The organism is Psychrobacillus syltrankelensis (genome assembly GCF_055454035.1).
Genome location: NZ_CM144227.1, coordinates 273,331 through 292,030, shown reverse-complemented (window position 1 = coordinate 292,030; position 18,700 = coordinate 273,331). Strand labels below are relative to the sequence as shown.

15 protein-coding genes and 1 other annotated feature are annotated in these 18,700 nt (G+C 34.6%); of the genes, 2 read left to right on the top strand and 13 right to left on the bottom strand.

The genetic code is table 11. The features are described from left to right. Position 1: 1 nt before the first annotated feature. The 11 genes from pilM to ACTSKG_RS01375 all read right to left on the bottom strand — a co-directional run bounded on the left by pilM (position 2) and on the right by ACTSKG_RS01375 (position 12,862). Positions 2 to 970 (bottom strand): type IV pilus biogenesis protein PilM, encoded by a 969-nt coding sequence (pilM, locus tag ACTSKG_RS01425; protein ID WP_464756382.1) that lies wholly within the window; start codon positions 968 to 970, stop codon positions 2 to 4. Positions 971 to 1,110: 140 nt separating this feature from the next. Beyond that, positions 1,111 to 1,608 carry a prepilin-type N-terminal cleavage/methylation domain-containing protein gene (locus ACTSKG_RS01420; RefSeq protein ID WP_464756381.1) on the bottom strand — a complete coding sequence of 166 codons (498 nt, stop codon included), beginning with the start codon at positions 1,606 to 1,608 and terminating at the stop codon, positions 1,111 to 1,113. A 30-nt stretch (positions 1,609 to 1,638) separates the two neighbouring features. Further along, positions 1,639 to 2,844, bottom strand: coding sequence for a type II secretion system F family protein (locus ACTSKG_RS01415; protein ID WP_464756379.1), 1,206 nt, complete (start codon positions 2,842 to 2,844; stop codon positions 1,639 to 1,641). Further along, positions 2,844 to 3,884: a type IV pilus twitching motility protein PilT gene (locus ACTSKG_RS01410; RefSeq protein WP_464756378.1), complete on the bottom strand. Its 1,041-nt coding sequence runs from the start codon at positions 3,882 to 3,884 to the stop codon at positions 2,844 to 2,846. The genes ACTSKG_RS01415 and ACTSKG_RS01410 overlap by 1 nt, the downstream gene beginning before the upstream one ends. A gap of 10 nt (positions 3,885 to 3,894) precedes the next feature. Continuing rightward, positions 3,895 to 5,559 (bottom strand): GspE/PulE family protein, encoded by a 1,665-nt coding sequence (locus tag ACTSKG_RS01405; protein WP_464756377.1) that lies wholly within the window; start codon positions 5,557 to 5,559, stop codon positions 3,895 to 3,897. 22 nt (positions 5,560 to 5,581) lie between these two features. Beyond that, on the bottom strand, positions 5,582 to 6,925 hold the full coding sequence (locus ACTSKG_RS01400) for a VanW family protein (protein WP_464756376.1): 1,344 nt from the start codon (positions 6,923 to 6,925) through the stop codon (positions 5,582 to 5,584). Positions 6,926 to 7,216: 291 nt separating this feature from the next. Next, positions 7,217 to 8,866, bottom strand: coding sequence for a DUF7305 domain-containing protein (locus tag ACTSKG_RS01395; RefSeq protein WP_464756375.1), 1,650 nt, complete (start codon positions 8,864 to 8,866; stop codon positions 7,217 to 7,219). Between the two features lie 2 nt (positions 8,867 to 8,868). Further along, the gene (locus tag ACTSKG_RS01390; RefSeq protein ID WP_464756374.1) at positions 8,869 to 9,300 is read right to left on the bottom strand and encodes a PilW family protein; all 432 of its coding nucleotides are present in this window, start codon (positions 9,298 to 9,300) and stop codon (positions 8,869 to 8,871) included. A gap of 3 nt (positions 9,301 to 9,303) precedes the next feature. Continuing rightward, positions 9,304 to 9,744, bottom strand: a complete 441-nt coding sequence (locus tag ACTSKG_RS01385; RefSeq protein ID WP_464756373.1) for a prepilin-type N-terminal cleavage/methylation domain-containing protein — start codon at positions 9,742 to 9,744, stop codon at positions 9,304 to 9,306. A gap of 91 nt (positions 9,745 to 9,835) precedes the next feature. Beyond that, positions 9,836 to 11,539, bottom strand: coding sequence for a sensor domain-containing diguanylate cyclase (locus ACTSKG_RS01380; protein ID WP_464756372.1), 1,704 nt, complete (start codon positions 11,537 to 11,539; stop codon positions 9,836 to 9,838). Between the two features lie 99 nt (positions 11,540 to 11,638). Then, positions 11,639 to 12,862 carry a bifunctional folylpolyglutamate synthase/dihydrofolate synthase gene (locus ACTSKG_RS01375; RefSeq protein WP_464756371.1) on the bottom strand — a complete coding sequence of 408 codons (1,224 nt, stop codon included), beginning with the start codon at positions 12,860 to 12,862 and terminating at the stop codon, positions 11,639 to 11,641. 87 nt (positions 12,863 to 12,949) lie between these two features. Between ACTSKG_RS01375 and ACTSKG_RS01370 the strand changes: the two genes are divergently transcribed. Together ACTSKG_RS01370 and ACTSKG_RS01365 are read left to right on the top strand one after the other, a co-directional pair. Continuing rightward, positions 12,950 to 13,828 carry an ATP-grasp domain-containing protein gene (locus ACTSKG_RS01370; protein ID WP_464756370.1) on the top strand — a complete coding sequence of 293 codons (879 nt, stop codon included), beginning with the start codon at positions 12,950 to 12,952 and terminating at the stop codon, positions 13,826 to 13,828. Then, entirely contained in the window at positions 13,825 to 14,625 is an 801-nt protein-coding gene (locus ACTSKG_RS01365; protein WP_464756369.1) for an ATP-grasp domain-containing protein, read from the top strand. Before ACTSKG_RS01370 ends, ACTSKG_RS01365 begins: the two co-directional genes overlap by 4 nt. 207 nt (positions 14,626 to 14,832) lie before the next feature. Here ACTSKG_RS01365 and ACTSKG_RS01360 read toward each other — a convergent pair whose 3' ends face one another. Together ACTSKG_RS01360 and ACTSKG_RS01355 are read right to left on the bottom strand one after the other, a co-directional pair. Next, the gene (locus ACTSKG_RS01360) at positions 14,833 to 17,475 is read right to left on the bottom strand and encodes a valine--tRNA ligase (protein ID WP_464756368.1); all 2,643 of its coding nucleotides are present in this window, start codon (positions 17,473 to 17,475) and stop codon (positions 14,833 to 14,835) included. A gap of 45 nt (positions 17,476 to 17,520) precedes the next feature. Beyond that, positions 17,521 to 17,746, bottom strand: a binding site (T-box leader). 225 nt (positions 17,747 to 17,971) lie between these two features. Beyond that, positions 17,972 to 18,667 (bottom strand): hypothetical protein, encoded by a 696-nt coding sequence (locus ACTSKG_RS01355; RefSeq protein ID WP_464756367.1) that lies wholly within the window; start codon positions 18,665 to 18,667, stop codon positions 17,972 to 17,974. Positions 18,668 to 18,700 lie beyond the last annotated feature (33 nt).

The following is an 18,700-nucleotide window of genomic DNA, read 5'->3' as shown; positions in this document are numbered from 1 at the left end:
TTTATGCCTCCCTGTATACAAGTCCAATGAGTGGAATATGCTTAGATTTTAAATTTGGGTGATATACCTGTACTTGAGAATCATCTACATATCTAACTGGTGTAGCAAAATTCGCCTTCATCTCAGAAGCAATATAGTCCATTTCTTGAGAATCCCCTAAAGTAATTATCTCGTCTACCGCTCTTTCTCCCTTATATAAAGAGAAACGATAAAAATTAAGGATTCGATCTATCTCAGCAATTTGATCTATTAATTGTGTTCGGTATTCTTCCAGTTCTCCATCATAAATAAACCTGATCTCATTATTATTGTCTTTACTTTGCCACTTTTCTTTAAAAGTATCAATTGATTGATAGCGAAGAAATTCTACTTTTCCTCCCGTATAAATGCTAATAGAAACCCCAGAGATGGACCATTCTGTAATTAAATAACTCTTTTTTTCTTCCAAACCAATTGTCTTCTCTAAAAAGCGAATCGTTGCTAACGATCTTACATCTGCAGTAATTGGATGCAGATGTAAATCGTCTAATAAGCCAGCTATTTTGTTTACTTCTTCAGAAGGTGCAGCAAACAAAACCGCCTCCCCATCACCAGGATTGAAATCATAAACATCTATAAGTGGTTGAGAGAAAGGCAAATGAATGGTTCGCCCCAACTCCATCTCCACATACCCCTTCAACTTAGCAGAGGTCACATCGGATGGATGTTCAAACGTTTTCATCATAACTGTACTGTCTGGCACAAAGAAGCGAACATCATAACGCTTGATACCCCACTCTTGTATGAGTGTTTTCATCGTTTCATAAAGCGCCATCTCATCTTCTAATATATCTCCTTCAAAGATGTCTATACTTAAAGGATACTCATAAACAGAAGCTTGCTCAATATCAGCTCCAGACATCACTATTGCTCTTACCATATATTCATTTAGATCTAAAGCCACATAGCGCTTTGGTTTCTTTTTAAACATATTCTTCTCCCCTATGTATAGCTGTAATTTAGTTTTATGGTTCAGGAAATGAAGTATTCATTTCCTCAAAGATAAAACTAACAGACTACAGCAGCTGTGGGCTGCTGTAGAAAAAATCAAAATTCTAGCTTATTACATTACTATTTAGTAATAGTTTTATCGTTCGGGTCACTACCTTTTTGTTTATCATCATTAATCATTTTAAGGGTTGCACTAGTAAAAGTAACGTTTTTCCCATTTGAGTAAGGAATCTTTGAAGTAGTTATAGTACTAGGACTAGCTTTTGCAACTGTTGCATCGGTCGGTATACTACCAGGTGATTCTAAATAGTTATATTCAATTAATTTTGCTACTGTAATCGGGTTGGGATCTCCATCCTTTGGACCATCAGTATAATATAACTGTGCTGCACTTAAAACATTAGTAGCATCCGCTTTCACTGCATTATATTTACTATTTTCAATAATGTTTCCGATTGCTGGAACTGCAATTGCAGCTACAATTGCAAGTATTACGATTACCGCTAAAAGTTCAATAAGCGTTAAACCTTTTTGGTTTTTTAATAATTGTTTCATTTTTTTCATTTTATTGGCTCCTTTATTTGAAGTTTCATTAATTTCATTCATTTCTACGTTCATGAATTTTTCACCTCCTTCAAATGGGGAAAACTAGATTTGTTCATACATACTAAACATTGGTATCATTATCGCCATTACAATTGTTCCAACGATGGTAGCCAAAAAAACAATCATCAGGGGTTCTATTAACGACTTTAGCGTATCAACCGTACGATCGACATCATCCTCGTAAAAATCTGCTATTTTTTCAAGCATGTAATCTAGTGAACCTGTGGATTCTCCTATCGAAGTCATTTGGGTAACCAAAGGAGGGAAAATCCAGCTTCTTGCAAGCGGTGCTGATAGCGTACTCCCTTGTTCAAGACTTGTCCGTGATTCTCGTACAACTTTAGCAACAACTGGATTTCCTATCACTTTTTCAACAATCGTTAATGCTTGTAAAATAGGCACTGAACTGCTGAAAAGTGAAGAAAGTGTTCGAGTCATCCTAGCAATTGCAGACTTTTGTAGCAACTTTCCAAACACAGGTACTTTTAGAAGCAATAAATGAATGGAATAATTGAATTGTTCATTTTTCTTATATAGAAAGTTCAAAACAATAACTACTATTAAGATAAGAATCGTGTATATATACCAGGAAGACTGTAGTGATTCGCTCAACCCCATCACTACCTTCGTGATGGTTGGTAATTCTGCTCCCATATCTTCAAACATCGAAACAAATTGAGGTACAATCGTTAGCATCAAAAATACAGAGACTACTATCGTCAGAAATAATAAGACGACAGGATAAGCCAGAGTAGACTGAACTTTTTTCTTCAAATTAAACTCTTTTTCATAAGAGAATGCTAATCGTTCTAGAGCATCATCCAGATTACCGGTAGCTTCCCCAGCCCTAATCATATTCACAAATAAAGCAGGGAACACTTTTGGATTTTTAGCAGTAGCATCTGAAAAAGACAGACCTGATCGAACATCCTCTTCTACTGCTTGCAGACCCTTTTTTAATGGTTTACTAGAAGTTTGCTCTGCTAAAATTTTAGTAGATTCTAAAATAGATATCCCAGCCCTGATGAGAGTGGCAAATTGCCTACTGTATATGACAAAATCCTGATTACGCACTTTACCACCTAAAGACAATTCTTTATGAAGAATACTCTTGGACTCTTCAATTTCCCGAGGGTTAATGCCTTGGGTACGTAATTTAGAAATAGCCATTTGTTTATTAGTAGCGTCCACAATCCCCTTTTTTACAGTTCCCCTAGAGGTTCTCCCTGAATATTTATAGACCACCATTAGTAGTCACCAACATTCATATAAGGTCTTGCAGTATCTAAAGAAATCTTGCCAGTTGAAACTAATTGTTGAATAGATGTTTCCAATGTATGCATACCAAGAGCTCGACTCGTTTGCATCACATTCTGAATTTGATGAACTTTTTCATTGCGAATAAGATTAGCTGTAGATGGTGTTTGCATAAGAATTTCCGTTGCAGCGACACGACCTTTATCATCTTTTCTAATAAATAAACGTTGCGAAACAATTCCTTGCAGAACATTAGCCAACTGTATTCTTATTTGACCTTGCTGATGAGGCGGAAACACATCAATTATCCGATCAATTGTAGTAGGTGCACTGCTAGTATGAAGAGTCGCCATTACTAAATGCCCTGTCTCAGCAGCTGTAATTGCTGTAGAGATTGTTTCCAAATCTCGCATCTCTCCTACAAGAATCACATCTGGATCTTGTCGTAGTGCTGCTCTTAGTCCATTAGAAAAACTTTGGGTATCGGAGCCCACTTCTCTTTGATTGATAATAGACTTTTTATGTGTATGCACATATTCGATTGGGTCTTCCAACGTAATAATATGCTTGGATGTAGTCGAATTAATGTAATCTATCATAGAAGCTAGGGTAGTAGATTTCCCAGAACCTGTGGGACCTGTTACTAAAATAAGCCCTTGCGGTTTATCCGCAAGTGTATAAAGAATATTCGGCATACCTAAATCTTCAATAGATGGAATTTTGGATTCAATCATTCTTATAGCAATAGCTACATTGTTTTGTTGATGATATGCATTGATACGGAAGCGACAAAGTTCAGGCAAAGCGTAACTAAAATCGATTTCCCCTTTTAATTCAAACTCGTTTATGTTTGCAGGAGATAACAACTCCTCTAACATTCTTTTCGTATCCGTTTCTTTTAATATATAATCACCATAGGATTTTAGCTTTCCGTTTACACGAAAAACTGGCGTTACCCCTACTGTGAGATGAAGATCAGAAGCCTTATCATTAAAGGTTTTCTCTAATAATTGAATGATATTGAATTCCATATAACTCACCTCAGTTAACTGTAGCTACACGAAGCACTTCTTCTGTTGTCGTCAGCCCTTCTCTTACTTTCAACAGTCCATCTTCTAGTAAACTCAAATAGCCAGTATCTTTCATATGATCTCTCAAATGAGACGGGTTTTTTCCTGTTAATATAATATTTTTAACAAAATCATCTACTATTAATACTTCGTGAATAGCAATTCTTCCGCGATATCCAGTCTTATTACAGGCTGGACAACCTTTTCCCCGCTGTATCTTTTCCACTGACATTCCATGTTCAGAGAAAATCTCATTTTCACGTTCATTTGGTTCTCTATATTCTCCACAATCTCTACATACTTTTCTTACTAAACGCTGGGCCACTATTCCTACCAATGAAGAAGATAGCAAAAATGGTTCAATACCCATGTCTCTTAATCTCGAAACAGACTCTACCGCACTATTTGTATGAAGTGTACTTAACACCAAATGTCCAGTTAAAGACGCTCTCACAGCTATTTGTGCAGTTTCTAAATCTCGTATCTCTCCCACCATTACAATGTCCGGATCTTGTCGCAATATGGACCGGAGACCAACTGCAAAAGTCAGTTCTACCTCTTCGCGTACTTGAATTTGATTAATACCTTCCAATTGATACTCAACTGGGTCTTCCACTGTTATGATATTGACATTTTCATTATTGAGTTTGTTTAAAGCTGCATATAGAGTAGAAGATTTACCGGATCCTGTTGGCCCTGTAAGTAAGACAATTCCATTTGGATGTCCGATCATTTTATTAAAAGCCATTAAGTTTTTATCATTAAAACCTAATTTATTTAAATCATTTAACGCATTCCCCATATCTAGAATACGCATAACAACTTTTTCCCCATAAATTGTCGGGAGTGTAGAAAGTCGAATATCTATCGCTTTCATATTTACCGTTATTTTAATACGTCCATCTTGTGGTATTCTATTTTCAGTAATATTGAGATTTCCCATAATTTTAATACGTGCCAAAATCACATTTTGCATATATTTTGGTAATGCACGTTCCGTTTTTAGCATACCATCTATACGATACCTAACCTTCAATTCTGTCTCTTGCGGGTCAAAATGGATATCACTCGAACGTTGTGCCACGCCATTTACAATTATCTGATTCACTAATCGAACTATAGGTGAATCTTCATCTGTAATTTGATTATCATTTTCAATTTCTGTAGGTGTCATGTCAATCAAAGCTTGATCCATGGATTCTTGCAAATCATAATATTTAGTAATGGTACGATATAAATCATCTTTTGCGGCAATACTTGTCTCAATTTGACAGCCTGTAGCCATACGTACTTCTTCGATAGCGAAATAATCCATTGGATCAGCCATTGCAATTAAGAGCTTGTTTTTATTTTTTCTAAGTGGCATAATATTTGTTCGCTTTGCCAATTCTTTTGGTACTAATTGTATAAGTTCCGAGTCTATTGAATATTGATTTAAGTTTACATGGGGAATCCCTAGTTGAAACTCTAATACTTCAATTAGTTGCTGTTCCGTGATTAGGTTTTCGCTTATTAAAAAATCCCCTAGTTTTTCCTCTTTATTTTTATGGGTTAATGCATATTCTAGTTGCTCATCTCCTATAACACCTGATTCTACTAGTAAATCTCCTAAAAGTTTGCGTGCATTGGTTTTCACTAAGATCCCCCTTTCTTAATAGTTAATTATTCGGAGTAATAATATTTCCTGCTTTATCATAATAGCTACCCTCTGGTAACTTATCTGAATCATCTTTTAAGGATGAATTCTCGGTATCTTCTTCCGCGTTCGGATTGTTATTAGATTCTTTTTCATCCATATCAGACAAACCGTCTCCATTTAAATCAACCTCCAGGTCAGGATCTTTCGTTAAAGTAGCTTCAGATGTTAAGGAAGATTTTAATACTATTCGATGAGTTGGAGAATAGTAGTCCTGACTAACAAGCTCTTCTTTTTCATAAGGTCCTTTCTTATCCGAAACAATGCGATAAACGGATACTCTTAATCCAGGAATTCCTTCTTGAATAAGATTTTCCTCACCCGGTTTTAAGTCAGAGGAATAGCGGTAGATTGTTCTCGGATTAACGACTTGAGTATTACGAACCTCATACTTACCTATTGTCTCAGTTGGAAGAGAATACAATTCTACTAACAAGTTAGAATCTTTTAAACTCACTTTTAATACAGCTGGATTATTGTTATTCACAAATTTTAGATCTTTCTTCGATTTTAGGTCAATATCTGCTTCTATCCCCGGCTCTAAATAAGATGGAATAACTCCTTGGGAGTACCGTTCCACAATTTCATAATCAGTTTTAAGTATAACGCTGTACAACAATGAAGAAATAAAATCAGCAGTTTCATCGCTATATAAACTACTTATATCCTTTGTTTTATCTAAAAAAGAAAAGACCTCACCTGTAGAAATAACCTGTTCATTCAACGCTGTAATAACTTCCGATAAACCTACCGTGTTAATTGATACTTCTCCCACTTCAAAAGCAATACGTTCTGATTCTAAAGCTGATATATCTTCGAATACAGCGTCAATAGGTTCTGTTGATAACAGCCCGACTTGAGTCTTAATGTTTTCAAGCGTCTCTTCTTTATTTAATTTTGAATTTTCTTCGATTAATTCTATTAATGCAGGTTCTATTGTAAATTGAAGAGGTATATGTACAATTGAATCTTTTTTCCAAAAAGCAAACCAAGGCTTTTGAGAGTTAATGTAGTATTGATTTACAGAAGCTTCTACATCAAAATTAAAATATGCAGTATCTATAGGCGTATGTACTCCTTCACCGACAATCTCCAAATCATTGTTTTCCTTCCAATTTGCAACTGCTATTTCCAATCGTTTAGTTATTTCTTTTTTATCTAAATCTTCTATTTGTACTCCACCTATAGTGGATCCGCCAGATTCGGCGTCTACAGTTAAAAAAGCAATATTATTTTCTGATAACAATAAATAGATAAAGAGAGTAATTAAACATACTAGACTAATACTTTTTTTAAGTATTTTCATCATCAATCCTCCGATCAACTTTTTCTATTTTATTTAATCCGAGTATAATGTTTATTGTAATTATAATACAATATTGCTCCCTTCACTGTATATGACTTATTTCACAATCATATATTTAATATAAAAATTCGCTAAACAAAAATAAGACTATAAAACTAGATTTTTTACAAAAATAAAATTTATTTCATTACTTTGCAAGAAATATTCACTTTACTCAAAGATTTTATTCCATTCTAGAAGAATGAATGGAATCTTATGTGTTAACAAATGAGACTTTCCAAGATGACAAGACTAGATTTCAATCAAAGGCTCTCTTTTTGTTAAATTCGGGTTGTCGGACTTTGTTGGAGGAGTTCCAGGCTTACTTGGAGTGCCAGGAATCGCAGGAACCCACGTATTATATTGTGGCTCCCCAAACTTTACTAATCCTTCCCCTTCCATACTAATTGAATTACCAATAATTGTTCCTGTGACTTTTCCGCTGTTCCTAACTTCAAAATGTGCATTCGGAGCAAAGTATAAAGAAGGACCAACATTTCCCTCACCGCGCACTATAAATGAGTTGCCACCAGAAAGGATATTTCCATTTACCTTTGTACTAGAAGAGATATCTACATTTGCTGTTTTGGCATATATAGATGCATATATTTCAGCTCCTCCACCAAAATTTTTTCCTAACACTTCATTTCCTGAGTAAAAGATTTCTGTGTTTTTATTAGATGATAGAACATTAAATTTACCGCTTCCTGTAACGTAAAAGTTATTTTTTACATGTAAAGTTAACTTCCCAGAACCTTTAATAACAATCTGTGCAGCACCACTAATTTCTAAATTATTTAATACAAGTTCTTTATCGGTATCTCCAATATCTAAAGTTAATACATGACTACCTGATACCTTCAAATTTCCTATTGAGCTATTATTTTGCACTTTCAAGGAAGAAGTTCCGTCCCCAGGGGATATAATGTCACTTAGGGAATTATAATTAGGTGGAGCTGGAAAGGTAGGTAAGTTTGGTATGGTTCCTATCTTTGCCCCATTTACTTTAGTAGAAAATCCCATTTCTGCTGGTTTTTTTAACGCACTCTTTTCCGAACCACTTGGTACATAAAAAGAACCACTAATATTAGGAGTTCCCCAGTCAACCACTATACTTCCAGAACCTTGTTTCAATGTCGCAATATTTCCGGTAACAGTTGAACTTTTGATTTTTATTTCATTTTTCACTACTATAGCTGTATTTTCAGGTAAGCCTTCCACTAGGCCTCCTACTTGTCCTGGAGTTCCCGGTGTTCCCGGTGTTTCTGGAGTTCCAGGGTCACCTAGATTCCCAACTTTTAAATTGACGATTAGTTTTTGTTTAACGGTTCGTTCTTTGTTGCCGATTGTACCGACCGAAGTTATTTTATATTCAAATGCATCACTAGTTTCCTTTTCTCTAGCAATGGTTACAGTTGCAATTTGATCGGTTAGAACATCATCTTCATTGTAGTTCTTTTCAAAAGTGAATCTATCTTTAAACTCCTTACTATCAGATTTTACTATCCATGATTTTGGTAACTCTATTTTTACCTTTGCTAAATAGTAATTTTCTAATGTGGTTGCAAAATCAAACTTAAACCCTGTTTGATCTTTTAAAGGGCGTCTATAATATTCATCTTGTGCTTTTTTATAGTCTTCTCTCGTTTTTTGGTATGCATCTTCGTATGCCTTTTGCAATTTATCCTCTATATCTTTTCTAGTAAGAACAATACCTGCTTCAGCAATATAAAAAGTGGATTGATCTGTGCGTTCATTTCCAGAAAATTTTAAACTATTACTAGTTACCATTAGTATACTTCCACCTACAACACTAAAGAGAACTAATACCATCAATACACCTAAAAGTGTAAACCCTTTTGCATTTAAGTGGTGGGCTTTTTTTAAACTTTTTAACTTCAAACTTAATCATCCCCTTTTCTTAGATAGATTTCGGTTTTTTCAGTCTTTTTTATTCCTGTTTGATTAGAACTCTCTATTTCGATAACCCATTTAATATTATTACCTGTCACTTGAAAACGTTGAATGGAACTAGCAACGACAACACCATTTCTAGTAATTGTATTACCATCTTTTGAATAATTAACACCATTCAGCTCTATTTGACTACTATTAATTATTTTAGGTTTTTCTGTTTTTCTTATATCTTTTGTAATCATTTTTAAAGCATAGGAGATTTCCGTTAATTGATTGTTTTTTTCGAGTTGGTTTTTGTATTGTTTGGTACCCGCCATCAAAACATTATAAACTAACAGCATCACTATACTAGCAAGCACTATAGCTGCAAGAAGTTCAACGAGCGTGATACCTTTTTCAGTATTCCAATGTTTCCGCAAGATTTATGACCCCCATTCTAAAATCGTTTCCATTTTAGCCCTAGGCCGTGTCCCATTTTCCTGCTCAAAAACTTCTATTATTAGGTAAGACATTTTAGGATAAGAATGCCTCTTTAATTTTAACTGTACATATAATCCATTTATCGTTTTTGTAAATATATGTTGATCTGGATTAGTAGAAGTAAGTTGCTTATAGCTTAAATTCTTTACTATTTCATCTATACCATAGTTGAAATCTCCAGTTCTACTAATCTCATATATTTTTTCCATCTCAGCTTGTGCTATGTAGGTTGCATCCACTACTTCTTCTGTAGTTTTACCGGTTCTAGCAGACTGTATAAATAATGAAAAAAAAGCAGATATAATTATGGTAATTAAAATTATAGATACTAGTATTTCAATAAGAGTTAAACCCTTTGTATTTAAGCGAGCATTTAATTTCATATCATTTTCATTCCTTTTTTCTATGGTTGCATATTCGAGTATAAAAAAAACCAATTAGCATTATCTAATTGGTTTTAATTCACAATAACATTTATTTAACATATTCCGCAACCCTATTCCTACCAGCCTGCTTTGCTCCAATGTACAATGCGCGATCGGCGTTTCGAAGTAATGATTTCCCTTCTTCACTATCCTCTGGAGCGGAGGCAACACCAATACTAGCAGTTATAAAAATAATTTCATCCCGAGAAATTTCATCTAAGTCTAATTGGACAATAAATGGCGTTTGCTCTATTTTTCTACGAAGTTGTTCTGCTATGGAAATTGCTTGTAATTTTGAATAGTTTGGGAGAAGAATAACAAACTCCTCGCCTCCATATCTAGCAACTGTTCCGCTGGATCCAATTTCTTGATTTATAATCTCTGCGAATTTCTGCAAAATTAAATTTCCACTTTGGTGTCCATACGTATCGTTTACCATTTTGAATTTGTCGATATCTAGCATGATTAAAGAGACCGAATGATACTTACCTTCCTCTATTTTTTTCATATCCATTTCCAATTGCTTGTCCAAATAACGGTAGTTATGAATTTTCGTCAATTCACAAATCTCACTTTTTTCAACGGCTTCTTTCATATATCTTGCTTTTTCCAGCGATACCCCAAAATAAGAGCATAATAGATGGACAATTTTCAACTGATAAGGTTCAAATGCATGTTTCTCTCTAGCAGCTAATATCAGTACTCCTTCTATTCTTTGGTTACGATAAATCGGTACACACATTACGCTTTGCATATCATTTGCTAAAAATGGTGGCATCATATAATTCCATTCAGACTGTTTTTTATATAAAACAGGTATCCCTTTTTCAAAACAAATACCAGCAAGACTATTTTTAATATCTTCATGCGAGCATTGAATTTCTTTATTCACACCATCTTCCATTGCGCGTAAAATGAAAAACTCATCATCCACATTATCGACAATATAACCACTATCTAATGGAAACATATTCGATAAACGTTCTAAAAACATGTCCAAAATTTCTTTACCGGTCATTCGTTCTGCCAACTGATACCCAAACTCACTTGCTTTGTTCAGATCGGCATTCACTTTTTCCGAATTACTATACATTCGGATGAGTAAGGTAATTGATATCAATGGTATTCCTAATAACCATAATGCGGTGGTACCAATAGAGCTTTCAAAAAGATATAAGCTTATTCCAAATGGTAGTGTCATTAATAAGCAAGAAACTTCCCAGTAAAAATCTTTTGTTAAAAGAATCGGATTGAAACCGCATACATATTCACGAATATATAAAATTACATGGTTAAATAAAATATATGAAATCGCATAAATAGAACCATATAAAACTACATCTTTCAAGTTTAAATTTCCAATTTCATAACCTAAGGCCATGACGAGTGAACCACATAAAACAGAAAGACTAAAAAACATAAAAGAATTGAAAAAATATTTATATACCGTTTCTCGATTGATCTTCATATGATAAATAATTGGAAACATACACAATTGCATAGAAATAAGTTCAGCTAAAATTCCATAATTCAAAAAAATAGCCAAATTAACCCATAATACTAAAACAATTGTTGACCCTGCGATAAAGAAGGGAAATATGCTTGATAATAATGCTAAAAGTAAAAAGTAACCATAATGCTCCCAGTCCGAGGGATGAGTTGGTGAATTTAAAAATGACAGCACTGTACCCAATGGCACACATAATAGCCATATTAAAACCATTATTTTTTTTGCTTTTTGTGTATAATTCATAGGACTATTAATCTCCTCTTAGCATTATTTTCTATTACTATTAGCTTATTATCTATTATTCTTAAATTGTAACACTTAATATTAAGAAAAGTTCAAATACTATTTTACTGTTTTTCTTCTAATTTCTGAGATAAAATACAAAGAACCCGTGATAATAGTAATGCGTTCACTTGAATTTTTCATAATATCAATTTTCTCTCCATCTTTAGTAACACTCTTTTCGCAAGATTCGCTATATTCATACAATTCCGTAGCAAGAAGAGCCCTTTCGTGTTTAAAATTTACAAACTCAAAAGAACTACCAACTTCCTCTAACTTTCTTAACATATACCGATAATCTTTATCTTTTAAAACTCCTACTATAAAATGTATTCTTTTATTTGGAAAAAAGTTTTTTATCGTTTCTACTAATGCATCAATACTTGCTTTATTGTGTGCCCCATCAAAATAAACGTTTTCTCCTATCTTCTCCATTCTTCCAGGTAAATTTGCTTGTGCAACTGCCTTTAGAATATTATTTTGCTCTAAAATATACCCACTTTCTATTAGTGCTGTTATAGCTAATGCCATATTAGACATTTGATGATTGCCGATCATGCTTGGCAGTAAGTGTGGAAATTGGATATCACCATATGTATATGTATGGTTATTTACTTTAAAATCCTTTTTATATTCAATAATTGTAGCCTTTTTTTCTTTCGCTTCCTGGATAAATATATTTCTCGCTTCGTCGATAAATCGCCCTATAATTAATTTGCCATTCTCTTTCAAAACTCCTGCTTTATGCCAACTTATTTTCTCGATTGTGTCTCCTAAGAAATTCGTATGATCAATCGAGATACTCGGTATAATAGCAATAGATTCTTTCATTACATTAGTACTATCAAATCTTCCACCCATACCCGCTTCAACGAAAATAACATCTAACGCTTCTTCTTCAAAAACTAAATAAGCTACTACTGTCAATAACTCAAAATCTGTTAACATACCACTTAGTCCAACTTGTTTCATCTTTTGAAACGCTCTATCAATTTGTTCAGATGTAACATTTTGGCCGTTTAATTGGATTTGATCATGTATATCCACGATACATGGTGATGTAAATGTCCCAAAAGTTATTCTATGTTCTTTTGCTATTGCACTTAAAAATGCAATGGTCGAGCCTTTACCATTCGTTCCTGCCACATGAATTACACGCTTTTTGTTTTGTGGGTTTCCTAGTTTATCTAATGCTTTTTGAATAGATTCTAAGCCCGGTTTTATAATTGTTTCACTATCTATCTCCCACTTTTTTTTATATAAATTAAAATTTGTTATTTCCACTTACTCCACCCTATTCCTTCTAGATTAAATTCGTGCTAAACTTCTTGTGAATACTATTATATCACGCATTAGCGGAGGTCAATCATTATGCAAACATGTTGGATTGTATACAACGGTAGTCTTACGGATGAAAAATTTATCGATCAAGCTCGCCTCCTTCAAGTAGCAGCCAATAATCAAGGAATAGAAGCAATATTAGTAAAAAACTATGAGCTTTTAATGGACGTCCAATACGGATTACACTCAAAACCTGACTTTGTTGTGTTTTTAGATAAGGATATATTATTAGCAAAGTTTTTGAAAAATGAAGGTATTCCTGTTTTTAATGATCCAGATGTTATAGAAATTTGCGATAATAAAGCACGGCAATACATGACTTTGGCAAAGGCTCATGTTCCTATGCCAAAAACAATTATTGCTCCTAAGGTGTATTCTAATTTTACAATTCAGCATAGTGGTTATTATGAACAAGTATTAGAAACACTTCATCTACCACTGATTATTAAAGAAGCACATGGATCATTTGGTATGAAAGTATATTTAATCGAAACTAAAAAACAGTTTTTCGATAAAGTTGAGGAATTGAATGGAAAAGAGTATGTTTTTCAGGAGTATATTGAGTCTAGTAGAGGCCGTGATATTCGAGTAAATGTTGTCGGAGGACAAGTAGTTGCATGTATGCACCGACATTCTGATACAGATTTTCGTGCGAATATTACAAATGGAGGAACCGCTTCCCCTATTATTCTAACAGAAAGACAAAAAGAAGTTGCTATATTAGCTGCTAAAGCATTAAATGCTGAATTTGCGGGTGTCGATTTATTGTTTGGTGAAAACGAAGAGCCACTAGTTTGTGAAGTGAATGGCGTTGCACATATACGTAATATTTTTAATGTTACCGGTATTAATGTAGGAGATGCTATGATTAGTTATATACTTTCCAAGGTTGGTACAGTTGTGATATGAGAGGCTTATTAATTTACCAGTTAAAAGAAATAGAGAGAAATAGAAGTTTTATAGATAGGCTAATTATAGCCGCTGAAAGATACGGTCATACACTTACTGTAATAGATGATCAATGCTCTACTATTCCAGATGCTGATTTCGTTTTTTTTAGAGCTAGAAATCCGGAGCTATCGAAAAGATTAGAAGAACTTAATATTCGAATGTTTAATCGTGCAGAAGTTAATGTTATCGCAAATGATAAATGGAAGGCAATTCAACTTGTCCAACTTTTAGGAATTTCTTGCGTTCCAACACGAAAAATATGTACATTTTCCGATATTCGTGAATATCCAGTTGTGTTAAAAACAGTTGATGGATATGGAGGAACCCAAGTAGAGCTAATAAATACCGAAGAACAAGCGAAAGCGTTCATCGAAATACACTCGTCAAAAACGATTATTGTTCAAACATATATCGAAACAAATGCAATAGACGTTAGAGTATTCATGCTAGGTTCAAAAGTAATTGGAGCAGTTAAACGAACTGGTGCTGAAAATAGCTTTAAGTCGAATTTTACATTAGGTGGCTCAGTTGAAGCGTATACTTTAAATTCTCAACAACTTGCTGATGTCCAAAAAATTGCTAAAGCGTTAAAAAGCGATTATATAGGAATCGACTTTCTTTTACTGCCAGATGGAAGTTGGTTGTTCAATGAAATTGAAGATCCAGTAGGTGCAAGGTCATACTATGCTACAACAAAAAAAGATATTGCGATCCCTATTATGGATTATATTAATAATAAGTTAGAGGAAAGATAATCATCTTTCTTCTAGCTTTTTTTATTGGTTGCTTTCGCTTTATTCTAGTTGCTTCCATTTCGTATTTAGTTACTTCCGAGGTCAATTTAGTTGCTTTTATACTCGATTTAATCTCCCTTAACCTTTTTTTGAAAATATATTACATTTTCAGGTATTAATAACTCAATAAAATGGAGTCGACATTATTAGTCAACTCCATTTCCAATATTACATATTCTTTAATTCTTCTAAACGTTTCATTACTGCGGCGTGTTTCTCTAAATAATCTTGCTCTTTTGCACGTTCTTCGGCTACTACTGCTTCTGGTGCTTTAGAAACAAATCGTTCATTCGATAATTTCCCTTGAACTAACTTCACTTCTTTTGCCCATTTTTCTAATTCTTTTTCTAAGCGCGCTTTCTCAGCATCAATGTCAATAAGTCCTTGTAGTGGTAAGAATAATTCTGCCCCTGAAACAACTGCTGACATAGACTGCTCTGGCGCCACAATTCCTTGGCCAATCACAAGTGGTTCAGGATTGCAGAAGCGCTCTAGATACTTCGCATTTGCCTCTAGTACTGTTAAAGTTTGAGTATCCTTAGCTGAAATATACAACGGTACTTTTTTACTCATTGGTGTTTGTACTTCTGCTCTAATATTACGAACGGAACGGATTATTTCCTCCAATAACTTCATGCTCGCAGCATCTTCTTTATTGGAAAGCGCCTCATTTACAGTCGGCCAAGCTGCTAATGTAATAGACTCCCCTTCATGTGGAAGGTTCTGCCAAATCTCTTCCGTAATGAAAGGCATAAATGGATGTAACAAGCGCATAGTATTGTCTAATACATAGGCAAGAACTGATCGAGTCATTTTCTTCGCTTCTTCATCATCGCCATTTAAAGGAAGTTTCGACATCTCAATATACCAATCACAAATATCATCCCAAATGAAGTTATATAGCGCTCGACCCACTTCACCAAATTCATATTTTTCGGATAGTCTCGTAACTTGGTCTATTGTTTCATTCAATCGGGTTAAAATCCAAGCATCTGCAACGGACTTTTTACCATCTAAATTAATTTCTTCAAATTTTAAGCCATCCATATTCATTAATGCAAAACGAGACGCATTCCAAATTTTATTGGCAAAATTCCAAACTGCTTCTACTTTTTCTGTAGAAAAACGTAAATCTTGCCCTGGAGAAGAACCAGTACTCAAGAAATAACGAAGTGAGTCAGCACCATATTTATCTATCACTTCCATTGGATCAATACCATTTCCAAGTGATTTCGACATCTTTCGACCATCTTCTGCCCTTACTAACCCATGAATCAGAACATCCTCAAATGGTCGTGTCCCAGTAAATTCGATACCTTGGAAAATCATACGAGAAACCCAAAAGAATATAATATCATAACCAGTTACAAGAGTATTTGTTGGATAGTACTTTTTAAATTCTTCATTATTAGCATCTGGCCAACCGAGTGTAGAGAAAGGCCATAATGCAGAAGAGAACCATGTATCTAATACATCATTATCCTGCTTCCAATTCTCAGCATCCGCTGGCGCTTCATGTCCAACATACACTTCTCCAGTTTCATTATGGTACCAAGCAGGAATTCGGTGTCCCCACCATAGTTGACGAGAAATACACCAGTCATGAATATTTTCCATCCATTGTAAATAAGTTTTTTCAAATCGTTCAGGTACAAAATTTACTTTACCTTCTGTTTGTTGTAATTTAATTGCTTCATTGGCAAGTGGCTGCATTTTTACAAACCATTGCGTAGAAAGATATGGTTCTACTACTGCTCCACTACGCTCGGAATGCCCTACAGAATGAAGATGTTCTTCAATTTTGAATAAAACACCAGCGTCCTGTAAATCTTTAACGATTTGTTTACGGCAAGCAAAACGATCCATTCCTTCGTAGCCTGCAGCATTTTTATTCATTGTACCGTCTTCATTCATTACTAAAATACGTTGTAAATTATGGCGGTTCCCAATTTCAAAGTCATTCGGATCATGGGCAGGAGTAATTTTTACTGCTCCACTACCAAAATCCATATCCACATAGTCATCCGCAACAATTGGAATTTCACGGTCAACAATCGGAAGTTTAACCATTTTACCAATTAGGTGTTTGTAACGCTCATCTTCTGGATGAACAGCAACTGCTGTATCTCCAAGCATTGTTTCTGGTCGAGTAGTTGCAATATTGATAGAACCAGTACCATCTGCAAGTGGGTACTGCATATGATAGAATGCACCCTGTACATCTTTATGGATAACTTCGATATCAGAAATAGCCGTTTTGGTTGCAGGATCCCAGTTAATAATATATTCACCGCGGTAGATTAGCCCTTTGTTATACAGATTTACAAACACTTCTTTAACAGCATTTGAAAGTCCTTCGTCTAATGTAAAACGTTCACGTGAATAGTCTAAGCCAAGACCAAGTTTTGACCACTGCTCGCGAATATGCCCAGCATACTCTTCTTTCCATTTCCAAGTTTCTTCTACAAATTTTTCACGCCCTAAATCGTAACGTGTAATATTTTCTGAGCGCAGTTTTTCTTCTACCTTTGCTTGTGTAGCAATTCCAGCATGGTCCATTCCCGGTAACCAAAGTGCATCAAATCCTTGCATACGCTTCATACGTATTAGAATATCTTGTAATGTAGTATCCCAAGCGTGACCTAAATGTAATTTCCCGGTTACATTTGGTGGGGGAATTACGATTGTATACGGTTCTTTTTCACTTTCAGGATGAGCTTCAAAGAATTTTCCTTTGAGCCACCACTCATATCGACCTTTTTCGATCGATTGGGGATCGTACTTTGTGGGCATTGTTGTCTCATTTGTCATAGTTTGTTCCTCCTAAAAAAGAATATAAAAAAACTCCTGTCGTCACTAAAGGACGAAGGAGTTTGTTCGCGGTACCACCTTTATTCGCAGATGCAAATATCACATCACGCTCTCAATTAGATAACGGCTTCAAACCGACTTTTGCTACTAATCGTTCACAAAAGTTGCTCCTGGGCTACCTTCAAACGGTGATTAACAGAAACATTTCAGCAAATTGTTTCCTTTCTTTCGATAACCAATTCATTTTACTCTTCCCAATCTTTGCATCACTATTTAGTTGTTCATATTGTACCTAATCTTATGTTATGTCGTCAAGTTAATTCACGTGAAAGGAGAATGTACGATGAGAAGAGGATATAACCCTTTATTACTCCCAGTGTGGTTACGAATAACACGTTTTTACTGCAAAGGAATTATTGCTCCAATTTGTGGGTTTCAAACAATACGTGTATTAATCATTCCAACGAGTTGGGATTTCGTAATACTTGCTTTTTTGTTATTGCTCTGTTTTTTGTTTTATAGAAACATTATTTGATGGAAACGTTAATTTTGACATTCCATCATCTAGATTAAAAATAAATTGAAGCTCCGATTCCACAACGTATGAGCTTTCTACATGTTCTGTTTCTTTCGGAATGGTTTGTTTAACTTCTTGTTTAATTTCTTGGTTAACTTCTTGTTTTTCTTCTTGTTTTAATTCCTGCGTTACTTCATGTTGTACTTTATGTTCAGCTTCTTTTTTTACTTCTTTCTCTAGTTCTTGCACTACTTCCATTTTCTTTTCTACTGGAGCTTCATATTCACAACGTACTAACCAAGCTATTTCAATAGACGCATGCTCGGTTGTATTTGTATTAACATGTTTAACATTCAAAGTTGGAGAACTGCCAGTTTTTACTTTATCTTTTGCGATATCCACACTCATCGGCACAGCATATTCAAAATAACCTACTTCACCCTGTACATCTAAATCCTCAATTTGGGTAAACTCACTTGTAGCATGATGTGCATGTTCTCCTTCTTCGAATTCGACATGACATGTGATATGATAGATCCCCATTATTTGAATCGTGTCCGCCGTTACTTTATGCTCATATTGTGGGGTAACTTCTACCTTTTTAACTTCTTTTGGTACACCAAAGCTTTTCGGAAAAAGAAACTGTTCTTTTACATCCCATACTTTCACTTCCATTTGTCATCCTCCTTCATATAGGACAACTTATGT